We start from the raw sequence: 16,567 nt of genomic DNA on the forward strand, positions 1-16,567 counted from the left end.
TATAAATAAAGGGACGGGTTATAAAGCCTGTTCCTTTGTACTTGTAAAACAAAAGCTAGGGCATTAGTATAAATATATATTGCCAAGTTAGGGAGTAGGAAAAAGTATGAGTGATATACATAAAAAAATTAAAAAGAAACAGTTTGCTCCGTTATATTTAATATATGGAACGGAAGCTTTTTTTATAAATGAAACGATAAAGCTTATTACGACAGAAGCACTTGAAGAAGAAGATCGAGAGTTTAATGTTGTGACATACGATTTAGAAGAAGCGTATTTAGAAGATGTGGTTGAGGATGCGCGTACGCTTCCTTTCTTCGGAGAACGGAAAGTACTGTTAATAAAATCACCGCTATTTTTGACTTCGCAAAAAGAAAAGTTAGAGCAAAATATAAAAATTTTAGAAGAATACATTGGTGAACCTTCTCCATTTTCTATTCTTGTTTTTGTTGCGCCTTACGAAAAACTTGATGAGCGAAAAAAAATTACAAAACTATTAAAGAAAACAGCAGATGTAGTAGAAGCGAATGCAATGCAAGTACAGGATGTTCAGAAGTGGATTGTTGCTCGTGCAGATGAAGTGCATGTGCATATTGATAACGCGGCTGTTAGTTTGTTGCTAGAGCTTGTGGGAAGTAATGTAACGATGTTGGCGAAGGAAATGGACAAGTTAACGTTATACGTTGGTATGGGCGGAGAGATTACGACGAAACTTGTTGCAGAGCTTGTGCCAAAATCAGTTGAGCAAAATGTATTTGCTTTGACAGAAAAAGTGGTGAAAAAAGATATTGCAGGTGCAATGCAAATTTTGGATGGATTATTTACGCAGCAGGAAGAGCCGATTAAATTGCTTGCGTTATTAGTGAGTCAATTCCGCTTGTTGTATCAAGTGAAAGAGCTACAGCAACGTGGTTATGGACAAAATCAAATTGCGTCTCATATTGGTGTACATCCGTATCGTGTAAAGTTAGCAATGAATCAAACGAAGTTTTTCTCTTTTGAAGAATTAAAAAAAGTGATTATAGAATTAGCGGAAGCTGATTATAGTATGAAGACGGGAAAGATGGATAAGAAGCTTGTGCTCGAATTTTTCTTAATGCGATTAAATCATATGTGATGACACAAAAAAGTTCATGCACTTAGTGCATGAACTTTTTTGTATATAAAAAAACGATCCAAATGGATCGTTTTTTAAACGCCTTACGCGTTTACTTGTTTCGCTAAGCGAGATTTTTGACGAGCTGCAGCGTTTTGGTGGATAAGACCTTTACGAGCTGCTTTGTCAAGTTTTTTAGAAGCAGTTTTGAAAGCTTCTTTAGCATTTTCAAGATCGTTATTAGTAACTAAAGCTTCTACAGTTTTAACAGCAGAACGCATGTCAGACTTGATAGAAGCGTTATGTGCACGACGCTCTTCGCTAAGTTTAGCGCGTTTGATAGCAGATTTGATGTTTGCCATACTTTTCACCTCCCTGGTGCAATCGAATGACTCGATTCTTACATAGAACAAGTGATATTCTATCAAACGGTGAAGAGAATTGCAATAGTATATCCATGAAATTTCACGTAAAGGAAAGAATGACCTTATATAACTTTGGGAAATCTAACGATATTTACTATGAATTACGGAGGAGATACGATGAAAGAACCATTAGATTTAAGTAAATATAGCATTAGAACTGACCTTGCTGTAGAAGCTCATCAAATGTTGCAAGAAAGCCAAGAAGAACAAAAAGGGATACAGGGAGTTATTGTAAAAGAGAGAGAAGAAGAAGGTACTATAATTACAAAAGTAACGATTGATGAAGCTGCCTCTGAAGCGATGGGGAAAAAACCTGGAAATTATTTAACACTTGAAGTACAAGGGATACGTCAGCAAGATACAGAACTTCAACAAAAAGTGGAGCGTATTTTTGCAAAAGAATTTTCTTGTTTCTTAGAAGAGGTTGGAGTTACAAAAGAAGCAAGCTGTTTAATTGTAGGTCTTGGGAATTGGAATGTAACACCAGATGCTCTTGGACCGATAGTTGTAGAAAATGTATTAGTAACGAGACATTTGTTTCAATTGCAGCCTGAAAGTGTAGAAGAAGGATTTAGGCCTGTTAGTGCAATTCGGCCGGGGGTAATGGGGATTACAGGAATCGAAACGAGCGATGTTATTTATGGAATTATTGAGAAGACGAACCCGGACTTTGTAATTGCAATTGATGCATTAGCTGCCCGTTCTATTGAACGAGTAAATAGCACGATACAAATTTCTGATACTGGAATCCATCCTGGATCGGGGGTTGGGAATAAACGTAAAGAACTAAGTAAAGACACATTAGGTATCCCTGTTATCGCAATTGGTGTTCCGACTGTGGTCGATGCTGTTTCGATTACAAGTGATACGATTGATTTTATTTTGAAACATTTTGGTCGAGAGATGAAAGAAGGAAATAAACCTTCACGATCTTTGTTACCAGCGGGATTTTCATTTGGAGAAAAGAAAAAATTAACAGAAGAAGATATGCCGGATGAAAAGAGCAGAAATATGTTTTTAGGTGCTGTTGGTACATTGGAAGAAGAAGAAAAAAGAAGGCTGATTTATGAAGTGCTATCTCCTCTTGGTCATAATTTAATGGTAACCCCAAAAGAAGTAGATACTTTTATTGAGGATATGGCGAATGTAATAGCGAGTGGTTTAAATGCAGCGCTACATCATCAAATTGATCAAGATAATACGGGAGCATATACACATTGAGGGGAACAGATGATTATGGTTTGAGTCGCTTTGCGCTTTTGTGTATATGTAGTGTAGCTTTATGTTTACTTATGATGATAGCAGGAGTGGCACTTGCTAATCATGGTTTGAAAAGTATGAAAGGCTATCAGCAATTGTCATATGAACAAATAGCTCATATGACAGGGACAGAAAGTACAGGTGCTGAATCAGAAATTTTGGGTAGCTCGTTTTCGGCCTCAGAAAAACAACAGCAATTAGAACGTTTAAGAAGTTTTAATGTTGTAGAAGGAATTGGGATGGCGGTAGCAAGTGTAGCTTATGAAATGACGAAGTTCGGGACAGATATAGTTGTTGGGAAAATAAAAGGAATTTTTAGCTAAGAGTAACATGGGAGGCGGTTGTTTTACTGATTTGTAAGACAGCCGTTTTAAAATTTGAAAAGGGTTTGTCTCTTATGGTTTATTCGCATAAGATATAGATAGAATGATTTGTATCGTAAGCAGCACGAGTTTTCATTGAATCTTTGTTGCTCTATTGATATAATCAGTGCTAGTGTATATTGGCGAGACTATTAGGAGTTGAGAACATAGATGAATAAAGAAGAAAGAGCAAAAAGACAGTCCAAAATTCGTAATTTCTCTATTATTGCTCATATTGACCACGGAAAATCAACGTTAGCAGACCGTATTTTAGAGAAAACAAACGCGTTAACACAACGCGAAATGAAAGCTCAGTTGCTTGACTCTATGGATTTAGAGCGTGAGCGTGGTATTACAATCAAATTAAACGCAGTACAATTAAACTATAAAGCAAAAGATGGTGAAGAGTATATTCTTCATTTAATTGATACACCAGGACATGTCGACTTTACGTACGAAGTATCTCGTAGTTTAGCGGCTTGTGAAGGCGCGATTCTTGTAGTAGATGCAGCGCAAGGTATTGAAGCGCAAACGTTAGCAAACGTATACTTAGCGCTTGATAACAATTTAGAAATTTTACCAGTTATTAATAAAATCGACTTACCAAGTGCGGATCCAGAACGTGTACGTCAAGAGGTAGAAGATGTAATTGGTTTAGATGCATCAGAAGCGGTACTTGCTTCTGCGAAAGCTGGAATTGGTATTGAAGAAATTTTAGAACAAATTGTTGAAAAAGTACCAGCTCCTTCGGGTGATTCAGAAGAGCCATTACAATGTATGATTTTCGACTCTTTATATGATCCGTACCGCGGTGTAATTGCTTATATCCGTGTTGTAAATGGAACAGTAAAAGTTGGCGATAAAGTACGTATGATGGCAACGGGTAAAGAATTTGAAGTAACAGAAGTAGGTGTATTTACACCGAAAACTACGCAACGTGACGAGTTAACAGTAGGTGATGTAGGTTTCTTAGCAGCATCGATTAAAAATGTTGGTGACACACGTGTTGGTGATACGATTACACATGCGAAACGTCCAGCTGCAGAGCCGTTAGCAGGTTACCGTAAGTTAAATCCGATGGTATTCTGTGGTCTGTATCCAATTGACTCTGCTCGTTATAACGATTTACGTGATGCATTAGAAAAATTAGAGTTAAACGATTCTGCTCTTGAGTTTGAACCAGAAACATCTCAAGCGCTAGGATTTGGTTTCCGTTGTGGTTTCTTAGGGCTTCTTCACATGGAAATCATTCAAGAACGTATTGAACGTGAATTTAAGATTGACTTAATTACAACAGCGCCAAGCGTTATTTATAAAGTTTATTTAACTAACGGTGAAGATGTTATTGTTGATAACCCATCTAATATGCCAGATCCACAGTCTATCGATCGTGTAGAAGAGCCGTTTGTGAAGGCTTCAATTATGGTTCCGAATGACTATGTTGGAGCTGTAATGGAGATTTGCCAAGGTAAACGTGGAACGTTTATTGATATGCAATATTTAGATGAAACGCGTGTTACATTAACATATGAAATCCCGTTATCAGAAATCGTATATGACTTCTTCGATCAATTGAAATCAAATACGAAAGGGTATGCATCATTTGACTACGAGTTAATTGGCTATAAACCATCTAAACTTGTGAAAATGGATATTCTTTTAAATAATGAACAAGTGGATGCTTTATCATTTATCGTACACCGTGATTCAGCGTATGACCGTGGTAAAGTAATCGTAGAGAAATTAAAAGAATTAATTCCGAGACAACAATTTGAAGTGCCAATTCAGGCGACTATCGGAAATAAAGTTGTAGCACGTTCTACAATTAAAGCGATGCGTAAAAACGTACTTGCAAAATGTTACGGCGGTGACATTTCTCGTAAGCGTAAACTTCTTGATAAGCAAAAAGAAGGTAAAAAACGTATGAAGTCTGTTGGTTCTGTAGAAGTACCGCAAGAGGCATTTATGGCTGTACTGAAAATGGATGACAACTAATATTTGAAATAAAAAAGAAGTCGTTTGTGCGGCTTCTTTTTTCTGTATAATTACTTTTTAGACATCTGAGCAGCTCTCATTTACAATAATGAGAGAGCTTTTTAGTTCATATAGAGTTAGGAGATTGTTAATGTCCGAAAATATTCGAAAAGATATTCAAGATAAAATACAAAATGGTAATTTTAATTGTGAAAAGGAATTGACGCTTTCTATTATTAGTGGAAAGTGGAAAGTTGTGATACTGTGGCATCTTGGTGTGGAAGGACCACATCGTTTCAGTGAATTACAACGGTTATTCCCAAGCATTTCTCATAAAGTTTTGTCGAACCAATTAAAAGAGTTAATGGAAGATGGAATTGTTGATCGGACAGTATATCCCGAAATTCCTCCTCGCGTTGAGTATTATATGACGGAACTAGGCATGTCACTTTTACCGATCGTTGAAATGATGTATGATTGGGGGAAAATGCGAATGGAACAAATTCGTAATACGTTAGAGAAGTAGAGAACCCTCCGGAGTGCGGAGGTTTTCTTTTTAGAAAGGTAGGAGTTATATTTGGTACAAGCTGCATATATTCATATTCCGTTTTGTCAGCACATTTGTCACTATTGTGATTTTAATAAAGTGTTTATTGAACGCCAACCGGTTGATCAATATTTAGATTATTTAGAGAAGGAAATAATAAATACGGTTCAAAAAGTTCCGTTTGATAGTATAAAAACGATTTTTGTGGGCGGGGGAACTCCGACAGCGTTAAATATGGAACAGACAAAAAAATTACTCGAGATTATTAATCGTCATTTGCGTCCGTTCGCCCCAAATTGTGAATTAACATTTGAAGCGAATCCAGGAGATCTGCCGAAAGAGAAGTTGAATGTACTGCTAGAAGGTGGAGTGAATCGAATTAGTTTTGGTGTGCAAACGTTCCGTGATGAACTGCTTGAGAAAATCGGGCGCAAGCATACGAGGGAAGATGCATTCCTCGCGATTCGAGAAGCACAGGAAGTAGGATTTAAAAATATTAATGTAGATATTATTTATGCTTTGCCAGGACAGACGATAGAAGATGTAAAAGAAACATTAGATATTGCTTTTACGCTTGGTGTACAACATTTCTCTGCATATTCATTAATTGTGGAACCTAAAACAGTGTTTTATAACTTAATGAACAAAGGGAAATTGCGTCTTCCGGGTGAAGACCATGAAGCGAAAATGTATGAAATAGTAATGGATGAAATGGAGAAACACGGTTATAACCAGTATGAAATTAGTAATTTCTCAAAAGGTGACAATAAAAGTAGACATAATCTCACATACTGGAATAATGAAGAGTATTATGGATTTGGAGCTGGAGCTCATAGTTATGTGAACGGGGAACGTATTCAAAATGTAGGTCCGCTGAAGCAATATTTTAATAAAATTGATGAAACAGGATTTCCGTATTTAGATGTTCACAAAGTGACGGAGAAAGAAAGAATGGAAGAAGAGCTGTTCTTAGGGCTTCGAAAAACAAAAGGTGTTTCTAAAACGGCGTTCCGCAATAAATTTAATGTAGAGATGGATCAAGTTTTCGCGAAGCAGTTACAAAGCAACCAAGAGCAGGGATTGCTTGAAGAGGAAGATGGACATGTGCGTTTAACGCGAAAAGGAAAATTATTAGGGAATGAAGTATTCCAATCATTTTTGATTGACTAATTAAATGTTCCATAGGCGTGAAAAAGTTTCATTATTTCGTGACGTTTCCGTTGACAATTGAATGTCAATTTTGGTAAGTTATTAATAGATTTAGCACTCAAAGACAAAGAGTGCTAACAGAGGTGATGATGAGATGCTTACGGAACGTCAGCTCTTAATTTTACAAACAATTATTGATGACTTTATTGGATCAGCGCAGCCCGTTGGGTCTAGAACGTTGGCTAAAAAAGATGAAATTACATTTAGTTCAGCTACTATTCGAAATGAAATGGCGGACTTAGAAGAATTAGGTTTTATTGAAAAAACGCACAGTTCTTCTGGACGTGTTCCTTCTGAGAAAGGCTACCGATTTTATGTAGACCATCTTTTAGCACCGCAAAACTTACCGAACGCTGAAATTGTACAAATTAAAGATTTATTTGCTGAAAGAATTTTTGAAGCGGAAAAAATTGCACAACAATCTGCTCAAATTTTATCAGAACTTACGAATTATACGGCCATTGTTCTTGGACCGAAGTTAAGTACAAATAAACTTAAAAATGTACAAATTGTGCCGCTTGATCGTCAAACTGCTGTCGCTATTATTGTAACCGATACAGGGCATGTACAAAGTAAAACGATTACCGTTCCGGAATCTGTTGATTTATCAGATTTAGAAAAAATGGTTAATATTTTAAATGAAAAGCTATCTGGCGTACCGATGGAAGAACTTCATAATAAAATCTTTAAGGAGATTGTTACAGTTTTACGTGGGTATGTTCATAATTACGATAGTGCAATAAAAATGTTGGATGGTACATTTCAAGTTCCGTTATCGGAAAAGATATACTTTGGAGGAAAAGCAAATATGCTTTCGCAGCCAGAGTTCCATGACATTCAAAAGGTTAGATCTTTACTTACCATGATTGATAATGAAGCCGAATTTTATGACATTTTGCGTCATAAACAAGTCGGGATTCAAGTGAAAATTGGTAGGGAAAACTCTTCGACGGCTATGGAGGATTGTAGTTTAATTTCTGCAACATATTCAATCGGCGAAGAGCAACTTGGAACAATTGCTATTTTAGGTCCTACGAGAATGCAATATTCTCGTGTAATTAGTTTGTTACAGTTATTTACGAGACAATTTACTGATGGACTTAAAAAGTAAATGAGAGTAATACATTCGCTCAAGTGATGAAATTTTCATTGCTGTGTGTAATATATAATGCTTAGGTAATCATGCTATGCATGATACCTAATACCTTTTAAGGAGGTGAATATTGTGGAAGAGCGTAACGAACAAGTGGTAGAAGAAGTAAAAGAAGCGCAAGTTGAAGAAGCTGTCACGCCAGAAAACAGTGAAGAAACTGTAGAAGAAAAAAGTGAGGCTGCTCTTTTACAAGAAAAAGTAGATGAGCTACAAGCGAAACTAACGGAAACGGAAGGTCGCACATTACGTCTACAAGCTGATTTTGAAAATTATAAGCGCCGTGTCCAAATGGATAAACAGGCTGCTGAAAAATATAGAGCACAAAGTCTAGTTTCAGACATCTTGCCAGCTCTTGATAATTTTGAAAGAGCAATGCAAGTGGAAGCGACTGATGAGCAAACGAAATCCTTGTTACAAGGTATGGAAATGGTGCATCGTCAATTGTTAGAAGCGCTGACTAAAGAAGGTGTGGAAGTGATTGAAGCTGTTGGTAAACAGTTTGATCCTAATGAACACCAAGCTATTATGCAAGTGGAAGATAGTGAATTTGAATCAAACGCGGTTGTGGAAGAATTCCAAAAAGGTTATAAACTAAAAGACCGTGTGATTCGCCCATCAATGGTAAAAGTAAATCAATAATTTACATAAAACTAGGAGGATTCGCCATGAGTAAAATTATCGGTATTGACTTAGGTACAACAAACTCTTGTGTAGCTGTTATGGAAGGTGGAGAACCAAAGGTTATCCCAAATCCAGAAGGAAACCGTACAACACCTTCTGTTGTAGCTTTCAAAAATGAAGAACGTCAAGTTGGGGAAGTTGCAAAGCGCCAAGCAATTACAAACCCAAATACAATCATGTCTGTTAAACGTCATATGGGTACAGACTACAAAGTAGAAGTTGAAGGTAAAGATTATACACCTCAAGAAATTTCTGCAATCATTTTACAAAACTTAAAAGCTTCTGCTGAAGCATACTTAGGTGAAACAGTAACGAAAGCTGTTATTACAGTACCTGCATACTTCAACGATGCAGAGCGTCAAGCAACGAAAGATGCTGGTCGTATCGCTGGTTTAGAAGTTGAGCGTATTATTAACGAGCCAACAGCAGCAGCACTTGCTTACGGTTTAGAAAAACAAGACGAAGAACAAAAAATCTTAGTATATGACTTAGGTGGCGGTACATTTGACGTATCTATCCTTGAGTTAGCAGACGGCACATTCGAAGTTATTTCAACTGCTGGTGACAACCGTCTTGGTGGCGATGACTTTGACCAAGTTATCATCGATCACTTAGTAGCTGAGTTCAAAAAAGAAAATAACATTGATTTAAGCCAAGATAAAATGGCGCTTCAACGCTTGAAAGATGCAGCTGAAAAAGCGAAAAAAGATCTTTCTGGTGTAACACAAACTCAAATTTCATTACCATTCATTAGTGCTGGAGCTGCTGGTCCATTACACTTAGAATTAACGTTAACAAGAGCGAAATTCGAAGAGCTTTCAGCAGGTCTTGTTGAAAGAACATTAGAGCCAACTCGTCGTGCATTAAAAGACGCTGGTTTTGCTCCAAGCGAATTAGATAAAGTTATTCTTGTTGGTGGATCTACTCGTATCCCAGCTGTACAAGAAGCTATTAAACGTGAAACTGGTAAAGAGCCATATAAAGGTGTAAACCCTGATGAAGTTGTAGCATTAGGTGCTGCAGTTCAAGGTGGCGTACTTACTGGTGATGTAGAAGGCGTTCTATTATTAGACGTAACTCCACTTTCTTTAGGTATTGAAACTATGGGTGGCGTGTTCACGAAATTAATCGAGCGTAACACTACAATTCCAACAAGTAAGTCACAAGTATTCTCGACAGCTGCTGATAATCAACCAGCAGTAGACATTCACGTATTACAAGGTGAGCGTCCAATGTCAGCTGACAACAAAACGTTAGGTCGTTTCCAATTAACTGACCTTCCACCAGCACCACGTGGTATTCCACAAATCGAAGTAACATTCGATATTGATGCGAACGGTATCGTTAACGTACGTGCGAAAGACTTAGGAACAAGCAAAGAGCAAGCTATTACAATCCAATCTTCTTCAGGTCTTTCTGATGAAGAAGTAGAACGTATGGTACAAGAAGCGGAAGCAAATGCTGACGCTGACCAAAAACGTAAGGAAGAAGTAGAACTTCGTAACGAAGCTGACCAACTTGTATTCCAAACAGACAAAGTTGTAAAAGATTTAGAAGGTAAAGTAGATGCAGCTGAAGTTGCAAAAGCAACAGAAGCGAAAGAAGCATTACAAGCTGCAATTGAGAAAAACGAGCTTGAAGAAATTCGTGCGAAAAAAGATGCTTTACAAGAAATCGTACAACAATTAACTGTTAAATTATACGAGCAGGCTCAAGCAGCTGCCGGTCAAGCAGAAGGTGCGCAAGGTGCACAAGACGCTGGCGCAAAGAAAGACAATGTAGTTGACGCTGAGTTTGAAGAAGTAAAAGAAGACAAGTAATTCAACTGTAAACATAATAAGTAAGATGACAAAAAGTCAAAGTCAAGCGTGCCTTGACTTTGGCTTTTTTCACGAATGAGAAGCGATGTGTGAGGATCTTAAGTTTTTCGCTTTGCATACTGTAAGTGAGGAAACTTTGTTGCAAAGCACTTTCTTTCGGTGTTAAAATTACGTTTATGTGAAAGATTCGGGGGTTGTAAATTTATGAGTAAACGAGACTATTATGAGGTCCTTGGACTTAGCAAGGGCGCTTCAACAGATGAAATTAAAAAAGCGTATCGTCGTTTGGCTAAAAAATACCATCCAGACGTAAGCAAAGAAGAAAATGCAATTGAAAAGTTTAAAGAAGTACAAGAAGCATACGAAGTGTTAAGTGATGATCAAAAGCGTGCACAGTACGATCAATTTGGTCATGCTGGTGCAAATCAAGGATTCGGTGGATTTGGCGGCGGAGGAGACTTCGGCGGTGGCTTCGGTTTTGAAGATATATTTAGTTCTTTCTTTGGCGGTGGCGGCGGCAGACGTCGTGATCCAAATGCTCCGCGCCAAGGTGCTGACTTACAATATCAAGTCACTTTAGATTTTGAAGAAGCTATTTTTGGTAAGGAATTAAATGTGGAAATTCCAGTAGAAGATCCATGTGATACTTGTAAAGGTAGTGGAGCAAAACCAGGAACTTCAAAAGAAACATGTAAACATTGTTCAGGCTCTGGTCAAGTGAGTGTAGAACAAAACACACCGTTTGGTCGTATCGTAAACCGTCAAGCTTGTGGTCATTGTTCAGGAACTGGACAAATTATTAAAGAAAAATGTACGACATGTCACGGTTCAGGTAAAGTTCGTAAACGTAAAAAAATCAATGTTAAAATTCCAGCGGGTATCGATAATGGTCAACAAATTCGTGTGTCTGGAAAAGGTGAAGCCGGCGTAAATGGCGGACCAGCAGGAGACTTATATGTTGTCGTTCATGTAAGAAATCATGAATTCTTCGAGCGTGAAGGAGATCACATTATTTGCGAAATGCCATTAACATTTGCGCAAATGGCGCTTGGTGATGAAGTGGAAGTTCCTACTGTTCATGGTAAAGTGAAGCTGAAAATTCCAGCAGGAACACAAACTGGAACAGAATTCCGCTTAAAAGGAAAAGGTGCTCCGAACGTACGTGGATACGGCCAAGGAGATCAATATGTAGTCGTTCGTGTTGTTGTACCGACGAAATTGACTTCGCAGCAAAAAGATTTATTACGTGAATTTGCAGGACAAGAAGAGCAGGATGATAGTTTATTCGGAAAGCTTAAACGTGCTTTCAAAGGGGAATAATGGAAATAAAAAATGGAGTTGGTAAATTGTGAAATGGTCAGAAATTAGTATTCATACAACAGAAGAAGCAGTAGAAGCTGTCTCTCATATTTTACATGAAGCTGGTGCTAGTGGAGTTGCGATTGAGGATCCAGCGGAGTTAACGAAAGAGCGCGAGCAACAATATGGTGAAATTTATGCATTGAACCCAGATGAATATCCGGCGGAAGGTGTATTAATAAAAGCGTATTTCCCGCAAACGGATTCTTTACATGAAACGATTGCAGGTGTAAAATCATCTATTGATGTGCTTCCATCTTACGACATCGAAATTGGTACTGGAAATATTACCGTTAACGAAGTCAATGAAGAAGATTGGGCTACTGCTTGGAAAAAATATTACCATCCAGTACAAATTTCTGATACATTCACAATCGTACCGACTTGGGAAGAATATACACCATCTTCTCCTGATGAAAAAATCATTGAATTAGACCCGGGTATGGCGTTTGGTACAGGAACTCATCCGACAACAACGATGTGTATCCGTGCTTTAGAAAAAACAGTACAGCCAGGTGACACTATTATTGATGTAGGAACAGGTTCCGGTGTACTTAGTATTGCGGCTGCAAAATTAGGTGCGTCTTCTGTTCAAGCATATGATTTAGATCCGGTTGCGGTTGAAAGTGCAGAAATGAATGTACGTTTAAATAAAACAGATGATATCGTGTCTGTTGGACAAAATAGTCTTTTAGAAGGCATTGAAGGTCCTGTTGATTTAATCGTAGCTAACTTATTAGCAGAAATTATTCTATTATTCCCTGAAGATGCAGCAAGAGTTGTGAAGTCAGGTGGATTATTTATTACATCGGGCATTATTGCTGCGAAGGAAAAAGTAATTTCTGAGGCGTTAGAACAAGCTGGATTTACAATTGAAGAAGTGTTACGAATGGAAGATTGGGTAGCAATTATTGCACGAAATGCGTAATATAGATTTTAGTCTATAATGAAAAGGGGAGTCTCTCACTATAAGGTGAGAGACTTGCCGTTTGTTATATGAAAAATGATAACGTTTCGTTCTTTTCGTAAGTGTTGACTTACGAAAGGAACGAAACTCTACTAAGGTGATTATATGCAACGTTATTTTGTAGAAGAGAAATATGTAAATGAGACAAGTATTCGCATTGTAGGTGATGACGTACATCATATCGCAAGAGTGATGCGTATGTCAGCTGGTGATCATATTTATTGCTGTGTAAACGGAAAAACAGCAGTATGTTCAATTGATGAAATTACCAGTGAATTTATTAATACGGCTATTGTAGAATGGGTAGAGGCGTCAAGTGAACTTCCTGTTTTCGTGACGATTGCAAGTGGACTGCCAAAAGGAGACAAGCTAGAGTTAATTTTTCAAAAAGGAACTGAGCTTGGGGCGGCTGCATTCTTACCATTTCAAGCATCTCGCTCTATCGTAAAATGGGATGCGAAAAAAGCTGATAAAAAAGTTGAGCGTTTAAGAAAAATTGTGAAAGAAGCTGCGGAACAATCACATAGAAGTGAAATTCCAGAAGTACATGCTCCGGCATCATTTAAGCAATTGCTTTCAATGAGTGGTGAGTATGATGTTTGTCTTGTTGCTTACGAAGAGGAAGCAAAACAAGGTGAGAAATCTAATTTTGCGAAAGCTTTAACGACAATGAAACCAGGTCAAAAGCTATTGATTGTATTTGGCCCAGAAGGCGGTTTAGCTGAGGAAGAGATTACAGCGCTTCGTGAACATAAATTTGTACCATGTAGTTTAGGACCAAGAATTTTAAGAACAGAAACGGCGCCGTTATACGCGTTAAGTGCTGCTTCGTATCATTTTGAATTGATGGGGTGATGATCAATGTCAACTGTTGCGTTCCATACGTTAGGTTGTAAAGTAAACCACTATGAAACAGAAGCCATTTGGCAATTGTTTAAACAAGGTGGTTATGAAAGAACAGAATATGAAAAGAAAGCTGATGTATATGTTATTAACACATGTACAGTAACGAATACTGGGGACAAAAAAAGCCGTCAAGTAATCAGACGTGCTGTGCGTCAAAATCCAGATGCAGTTATTTGCGTAACGGGATGTTATGCACAAACATCTCCAGCTGAAATTATGGCGATTCCGGGTGTAGATATTGTAGTTGGTACACAGGATCGTGAAAAGATGTTAGGTTACATCGAAGAATTCCGTAAAGAGCGTCAACCAATTAATGCTGTCCGTAATATTATGAAAACACGTGTGTACGAAGAACTTGATGTACCTTATTTCACGGATCGTACACGTGCGTCTTTAAAAATACAAGAGGGTTGCAATAACTTCTGTACATTCTGTATCATTCCTTGGGCGCGTGGTTTAATGCGTTCTCGTGATGGAAAAGAAGTTATTAAACAAGCACAACAATTAGTGGATGCAGGCTATAAAGAAATCGTATTAACGGGTATTCATACAGGTGGATACGGCGAAGACATAAAAGATTATAACTTAGCTGGATTACTTCGTGATATGGAAGCGGAAGTAGGCGGATTAAAACGTCTTCGTATTTCTTCTATTGAAGCGAGTCAAATTTCAGATGAAGTAATTGAAGTGTTAGATAAATCTGAAGTAGTTGTACGCCACTTGCATATTCCGTTGCAATCTGGTTCTAATACTGTATTAAAACGTATGCGTCGTAAATATACGATGGAGTTCTTCCAAGAGCGTTTAGATCGTTTGAAAGAAGCGTTACCAGGCCTTGCGATTACATCTGACGTAATCGTTGGTTTCCCAGGTGAAACAGAAGAAGAATTCATGGAAACATACAATTTCATTAAAGAGAACCGCTTCTCTGAGTTACATGTGTTCCCTTACTCAAAACGTACAGGAACACCTGCAGCACGCATGGAAGATCAAGTTCCTGAAGATGTGAAGAATGATCGTGTTCATCGTTTAATTGAGCTATCTAATCAATTAGCGAAAGAATATGCATCAGCGTTTGAAGGTGAAGTGCTTGAAATCATTCCAGAAGAGCAATTTAAAGACGGCGACCGTGAAGGGTTATATGTAGGGTATACAGATAACTACTTGAAAATTGTATTTGAAGGATCAGAAGAATTAATTGGTAAGCTAGTGAAAGTGAAAATTACGAAAGCTGGTTATCCATATAACGAAGCGCAATTTGTTCGTGTTCTTGAAGATGATGTAAAAAAAGAATCAGCTAGCGCATAAAAAGAGCGTGCAACCGGAAACGGTTTGCATGCTTTCTTTATTTGAAGCGGTTAAGTACTATAAGGTGGGGAGGCGTTTCATGCATCCCTGTATGAAAAAAGATGAAATGATAAAAATATAGTTGTCTTCATCAGTAAAGGATACTAGCTATTTGCATAACTTTTGAAAAGGAAATGCTTCTATTCTTCTTTTATTCTGCCAAATAGTTGACCTGAAGTGATAAAATGTATTATAATCGTAAAAGACATGCTGAAGAAGTGTTTCTTTTTGCATGCTGAAGTTAGTATGTAAGTGTGATGTTTCGGAGGGAGGGAAAGAGAATGTCAAAAACAGTCGTTCGTAAAAACGAGTCTTTGGAGGATGCACTTCGCCGTTTTAAAAGATCGGTTTCTAAAACTGGTACACTTGCTGAAGCAAGAAAGCGCGAGTTTTATGAAAAACCAAGTGTAAAACGTAAGAAGAAATCTGAAGCGGCAAGAAAGCGTAAATTCTAAGAGAGGGTGTAAGTTATGAGTCTTCTCGGTCGTTTAAACGATGATATGAAACAAGCGATGAAGAATAAACAAAAAGAAAAATTAACCGTTATTCGTATGGTTAAGGCTGCTTTACAAAATGAAGGTATTAAACTGCAACATACTCTTACTGAAGAAGAGGAAATAACAGTTTTAGCTCGTGAAGTAAAACAGTATAAGGACTCCCTCCTTGAATTTAAAAAAGCTGGTCGTGAAGACCTTGTTAATAAACTGCAAAGTGAAATTCAGATTTTAAGCGCATATTTGCCAGAGCAATTAACTGAAGAAGAACTAGTTGATGTAATCAAGCAAGTTATTTCTGAAGTTGGTGCGACTTCTAAAGCAGATATGGGTAAGGTGATGACTGCTGTTATGCCGAAAGTAAAAGGTAAAACAGACGGATCACTTGTGAATAAGCTGGTTATCCAGCTATTAGCGTAAAAAAACGTCTCATTTCGTATGAGACGTTTTTTTATTGTTCTTATTAAGGAGAAACGCTATATTGCTTAAAAAGGGTTTCTATAAGTGATAGAAACCCCTCTAGTTAAAGTTTCAATTTATTATTTCCTTGTATAATTCCGATTCTACACCTATTCTTACTTCCTTGACTAAAACTTCTTTCGCAAATAAAAGCTAAGTACCGAACCTTCTGAAAATCAGATTGAAGTTTTATAGCTTGCTCTTCAGCATAATCCTCAAAGGTAACGAAAGAGATTCTAACTATTTTAGATTTTGCATCAGTTGCATAAAATGGCCGGATATTACTGTCGATAATTTGTTTTATAACATTCGAAATTTCTTGACTAAAGCCAATTTACTTTCGTATTTCCTCATTTATTAATTCATTTTTTAATGAACCCTAATATTTTTTGAAATTCATATAACAACCATCTATAAAATATTCTTACTTACAACGTAACATTCAGAGTGGAGAAATTTTCTTTTTTTTTGATTTTATCCCTCATTAACGGGCAGCCCGATTGGTGAG

The 16,567-nt window shown here is 37.4% G+C and carries 16 protein-coding genes; 15 read left to right on the forward strand and 1 reads right to left on the reverse strand.

All coding sequences use genetic code 11. From position 1 onward, the window contains the following. Window positions 1–106 precede the first annotated feature (106 nt). On the forward strand, window positions 107–1,117 hold the full coding sequence (holA, locus tag ABWK52_RS06390; RefSeq protein WP_001279908.1) for a DNA polymerase III subunit delta: 1,011 nt from the start codon (window positions 107–109) through the stop codon (window positions 1,115–1,117). Window positions 1,118–1,200: 83 nt separating this feature from the next. On the opposite strand, the gene rpsT is transcribed toward holA, so the two are convergent. Next, window positions 1,201–1,458, reverse strand: a complete 258-nt coding sequence (gene rpsT, locus ABWK52_RS06395; protein ID WP_001274011.1) for a 30S ribosomal protein S20 — start codon at window positions 1,456–1,458, stop codon at window positions 1,201–1,203. 180 nt (window positions 1,459–1,638) lie between these two features. On the opposite strand from rpsT, the gene gpr reads away from it, so the two are divergent. From gpr to ABWK52_RS06465, 14 genes are all read left to right on the forward strand, one after another. Then, on the forward strand, window positions 1,639–2,742 hold the full coding sequence (gpr, locus tag ABWK52_RS06400) for a GPR endopeptidase (protein ID WP_000662616.1): 1,104 nt from the start codon (window positions 1,639–1,641) through the stop codon (window positions 2,740–2,742). Further along, on the forward strand, window positions 2,739–3,104 hold the full coding sequence (locus tag ABWK52_RS06405; RefSeq protein ID WP_001215034.1) for a YqxA family protein: 366 nt from the start codon (window positions 2,739–2,741) through the stop codon (window positions 3,102–3,104). Before gpr ends, ABWK52_RS06405 begins: the two co-directional genes overlap by 4 nt. 210 nt (window positions 3,105–3,314) lie before the next feature. Then, window positions 3,315–5,138: an elongation factor 4 gene (gene lepA / locus ABWK52_RS06410; protein ID WP_001030951.1), complete on the forward strand. Its 1,824-nt coding sequence runs from the start codon at window positions 3,315–3,317 to the stop codon at window positions 5,136–5,138. Between the two features lie 130 nt (window positions 5,139–5,268). Then, a complete protein-coding gene (locus tag ABWK52_RS06415) occupies window positions 5,269–5,643 on the forward strand; it encodes a winged helix-turn-helix transcriptional regulator (RefSeq protein ID WP_001293539.1) in 375 nt (124 codons plus the stop codon). 51 nt (window positions 5,644–5,694) lie between these two features. Beyond that, window positions 5,695–6,834 carry a radical SAM family heme chaperone HemW gene (gene hemW, locus ABWK52_RS06420; RefSeq protein WP_000249427.1) on the forward strand — a complete coding sequence of 380 codons (1,140 nt, stop codon included), beginning with the start codon at window positions 5,695–5,697 and terminating at the stop codon, window positions 6,832–6,834. A gap of 133 nt (window positions 6,835–6,967) precedes the next feature. Continuing rightward, on the forward strand, window positions 6,968–7,984 hold the full coding sequence (hrcA, locus tag ABWK52_RS06425; RefSeq protein WP_000954941.1) for a heat-inducible transcriptional repressor HrcA: 1,017 nt from the start codon (window positions 6,968–6,970) through the stop codon (window positions 7,982–7,984). Between the two features lie 114 nt (window positions 7,985–8,098). Next, window positions 8,099–8,665 (forward strand): nucleotide exchange factor GrpE, encoded by a 567-nt coding sequence (grpE, locus tag ABWK52_RS06430; RefSeq protein WP_000392711.1) that lies wholly within the window; start codon window positions 8,099–8,101, stop codon window positions 8,663–8,665. Window positions 8,666–8,691: 26 nt separating this feature from the next. Further along, a complete protein-coding gene (gene dnaK, locus ABWK52_RS06435) occupies window positions 8,692–10,527 on the forward strand; it encodes a chaperone protein DnaK (RefSeq protein WP_000034700.1) in 1,836 nt (611 codons plus the stop codon). Between the two features lie 204 nt (window positions 10,528–10,731). Next, complete coding sequence (gene dnaJ / locus ABWK52_RS06440) at window positions 10,732–11,847, forward strand: chaperone protein DnaJ (RefSeq protein ID WP_000043947.1); 1,116 nt, start codon at window positions 10,732–10,734, stop codon at window positions 11,845–11,847. A gap of 28 nt (window positions 11,848–11,875) precedes the next feature. Continuing rightward, entirely contained in the window at window positions 11,876–12,814 is a 939-nt protein-coding gene (gene prmA, locus ABWK52_RS06445; protein WP_000872103.1) for a 50S ribosomal protein L11 methyltransferase, read from the forward strand. Between the two features lie 144 nt (window positions 12,815–12,958). Continuing rightward, entirely contained in the window at window positions 12,959–13,708 is a 750-nt protein-coding gene (locus tag ABWK52_RS06450) for a 16S rRNA (uracil(1498)-N(3))-methyltransferase (RefSeq protein ID WP_001190159.1), read from the forward strand. A 6-nt stretch (window positions 13,709–13,714) separates the two neighbouring features. Continuing rightward, window positions 13,715–15,067, forward strand: coding sequence for a tRNA (N(6)-L-threonylcarbamoyladenosine(37)-C(2))-methylthiotransferase MtaB (gene mtaB / locus ABWK52_RS06455; RefSeq protein WP_000108679.1), 1,353 nt, complete (start codon window positions 13,715–13,717; stop codon window positions 15,065–15,067). 320 nt (window positions 15,068–15,387) lie between these two features. Further along, entirely contained in the window at window positions 15,388–15,561 is a 174-nt protein-coding gene (rpsU, locus tag ABWK52_RS06460; protein ID WP_000048061.1) for a 30S ribosomal protein S21, read from the forward strand. 15 nt (window positions 15,562–15,576) lie between these two features. Next, window positions 15,577–16,020, forward strand: a complete 444-nt coding sequence (locus ABWK52_RS06465) for a GatB/YqeY domain-containing protein (RefSeq protein ID WP_000054562.1) — start codon at window positions 15,577–15,579, stop codon at window positions 16,018–16,020. The last annotated feature ends 547 nt before the right edge of the window (window positions 16,021–16,567 follow it).

Origin of the sequence: Bacillus sp. AP50, from assembly GCF_040492675.1 — a bacterium.
Classification (GTDB): domain Bacteria; phylum Bacillota; class Bacilli; order Bacillales; family Bacillaceae_G; genus Bacillus_A; species Bacillus_A cereus.

Bases quoted from the DNA above. Each gene is read 5' to 3' on its own strand.
- rpsT (WP_001274011.1), bottom strand. From the start codon at position 1,458: ATGGCAAACATCAAATCTGCTATCAAACGCGCTAAACTTAGCGAAGAG.
- ABWK52_RS06450 (WP_001190159.1), top strand. From the start codon at position 12,959: ATGCAACGTTATTTTGTAGAAGAGAAATATGTAAATGAGACAAGTATT.
- ABWK52_RS06465 (WP_000054562.1), top strand. From the start codon at position 15,577: ATGAGTCTTCTCGGTCGTTTAAACGATGATATGAAACAAGCGATGAAG.
- holA (WP_001279908.1), top strand. From the start codon at position 107: ATGAGTGATATACATAAAAAAATTAAAAAGAAACAGTTTGCTCCGTTA.
- dnaK (WP_000034700.1), top strand. From the start codon at position 8,692: ATGAGTAAAATTATCGGTATTGACTTAGGTACAACAAACTCTTGTGTA.
- hrcA (WP_000954941.1), top strand. From the start codon at position 6,968: ATGCTTACGGAACGTCAGCTCTTAATTTTACAAACAATTATTGATGAC.
- lepA (WP_001030951.1), top strand. From the start codon at position 3,315: ATGAATAAAGAAGAAAGAGCAAAAAGACAGTCCAAAATTCGTAATTTC.
- dnaJ (WP_000043947.1), top strand. From the start codon at position 10,732: ATGAGTAAACGAGACTATTATGAGGTCCTTGGACTTAGCAAGGGCGCT.
- ABWK52_RS06415 (WP_001293539.1), top strand. From the start codon at position 5,269: ATGTCCGAAAATATTCGAAAAGATATTCAAGATAAAATACAAAATGGT.
- rpsU (WP_000048061.1), top strand. From the start codon at position 15,388: ATGTCAAAAACAGTCGTTCGTAAAAACGAGTCTTTGGAGGATGCACTT.
- mtaB (WP_000108679.1), top strand. From the start codon at position 13,715: ATGTCAACTGTTGCGTTCCATACGTTAGGTTGTAAAGTAAACCACTAT.
- gpr (WP_000662616.1), top strand. From the start codon at position 1,639: ATGAAAGAACCATTAGATTTAAGTAAATATAGCATTAGAACTGACCTT.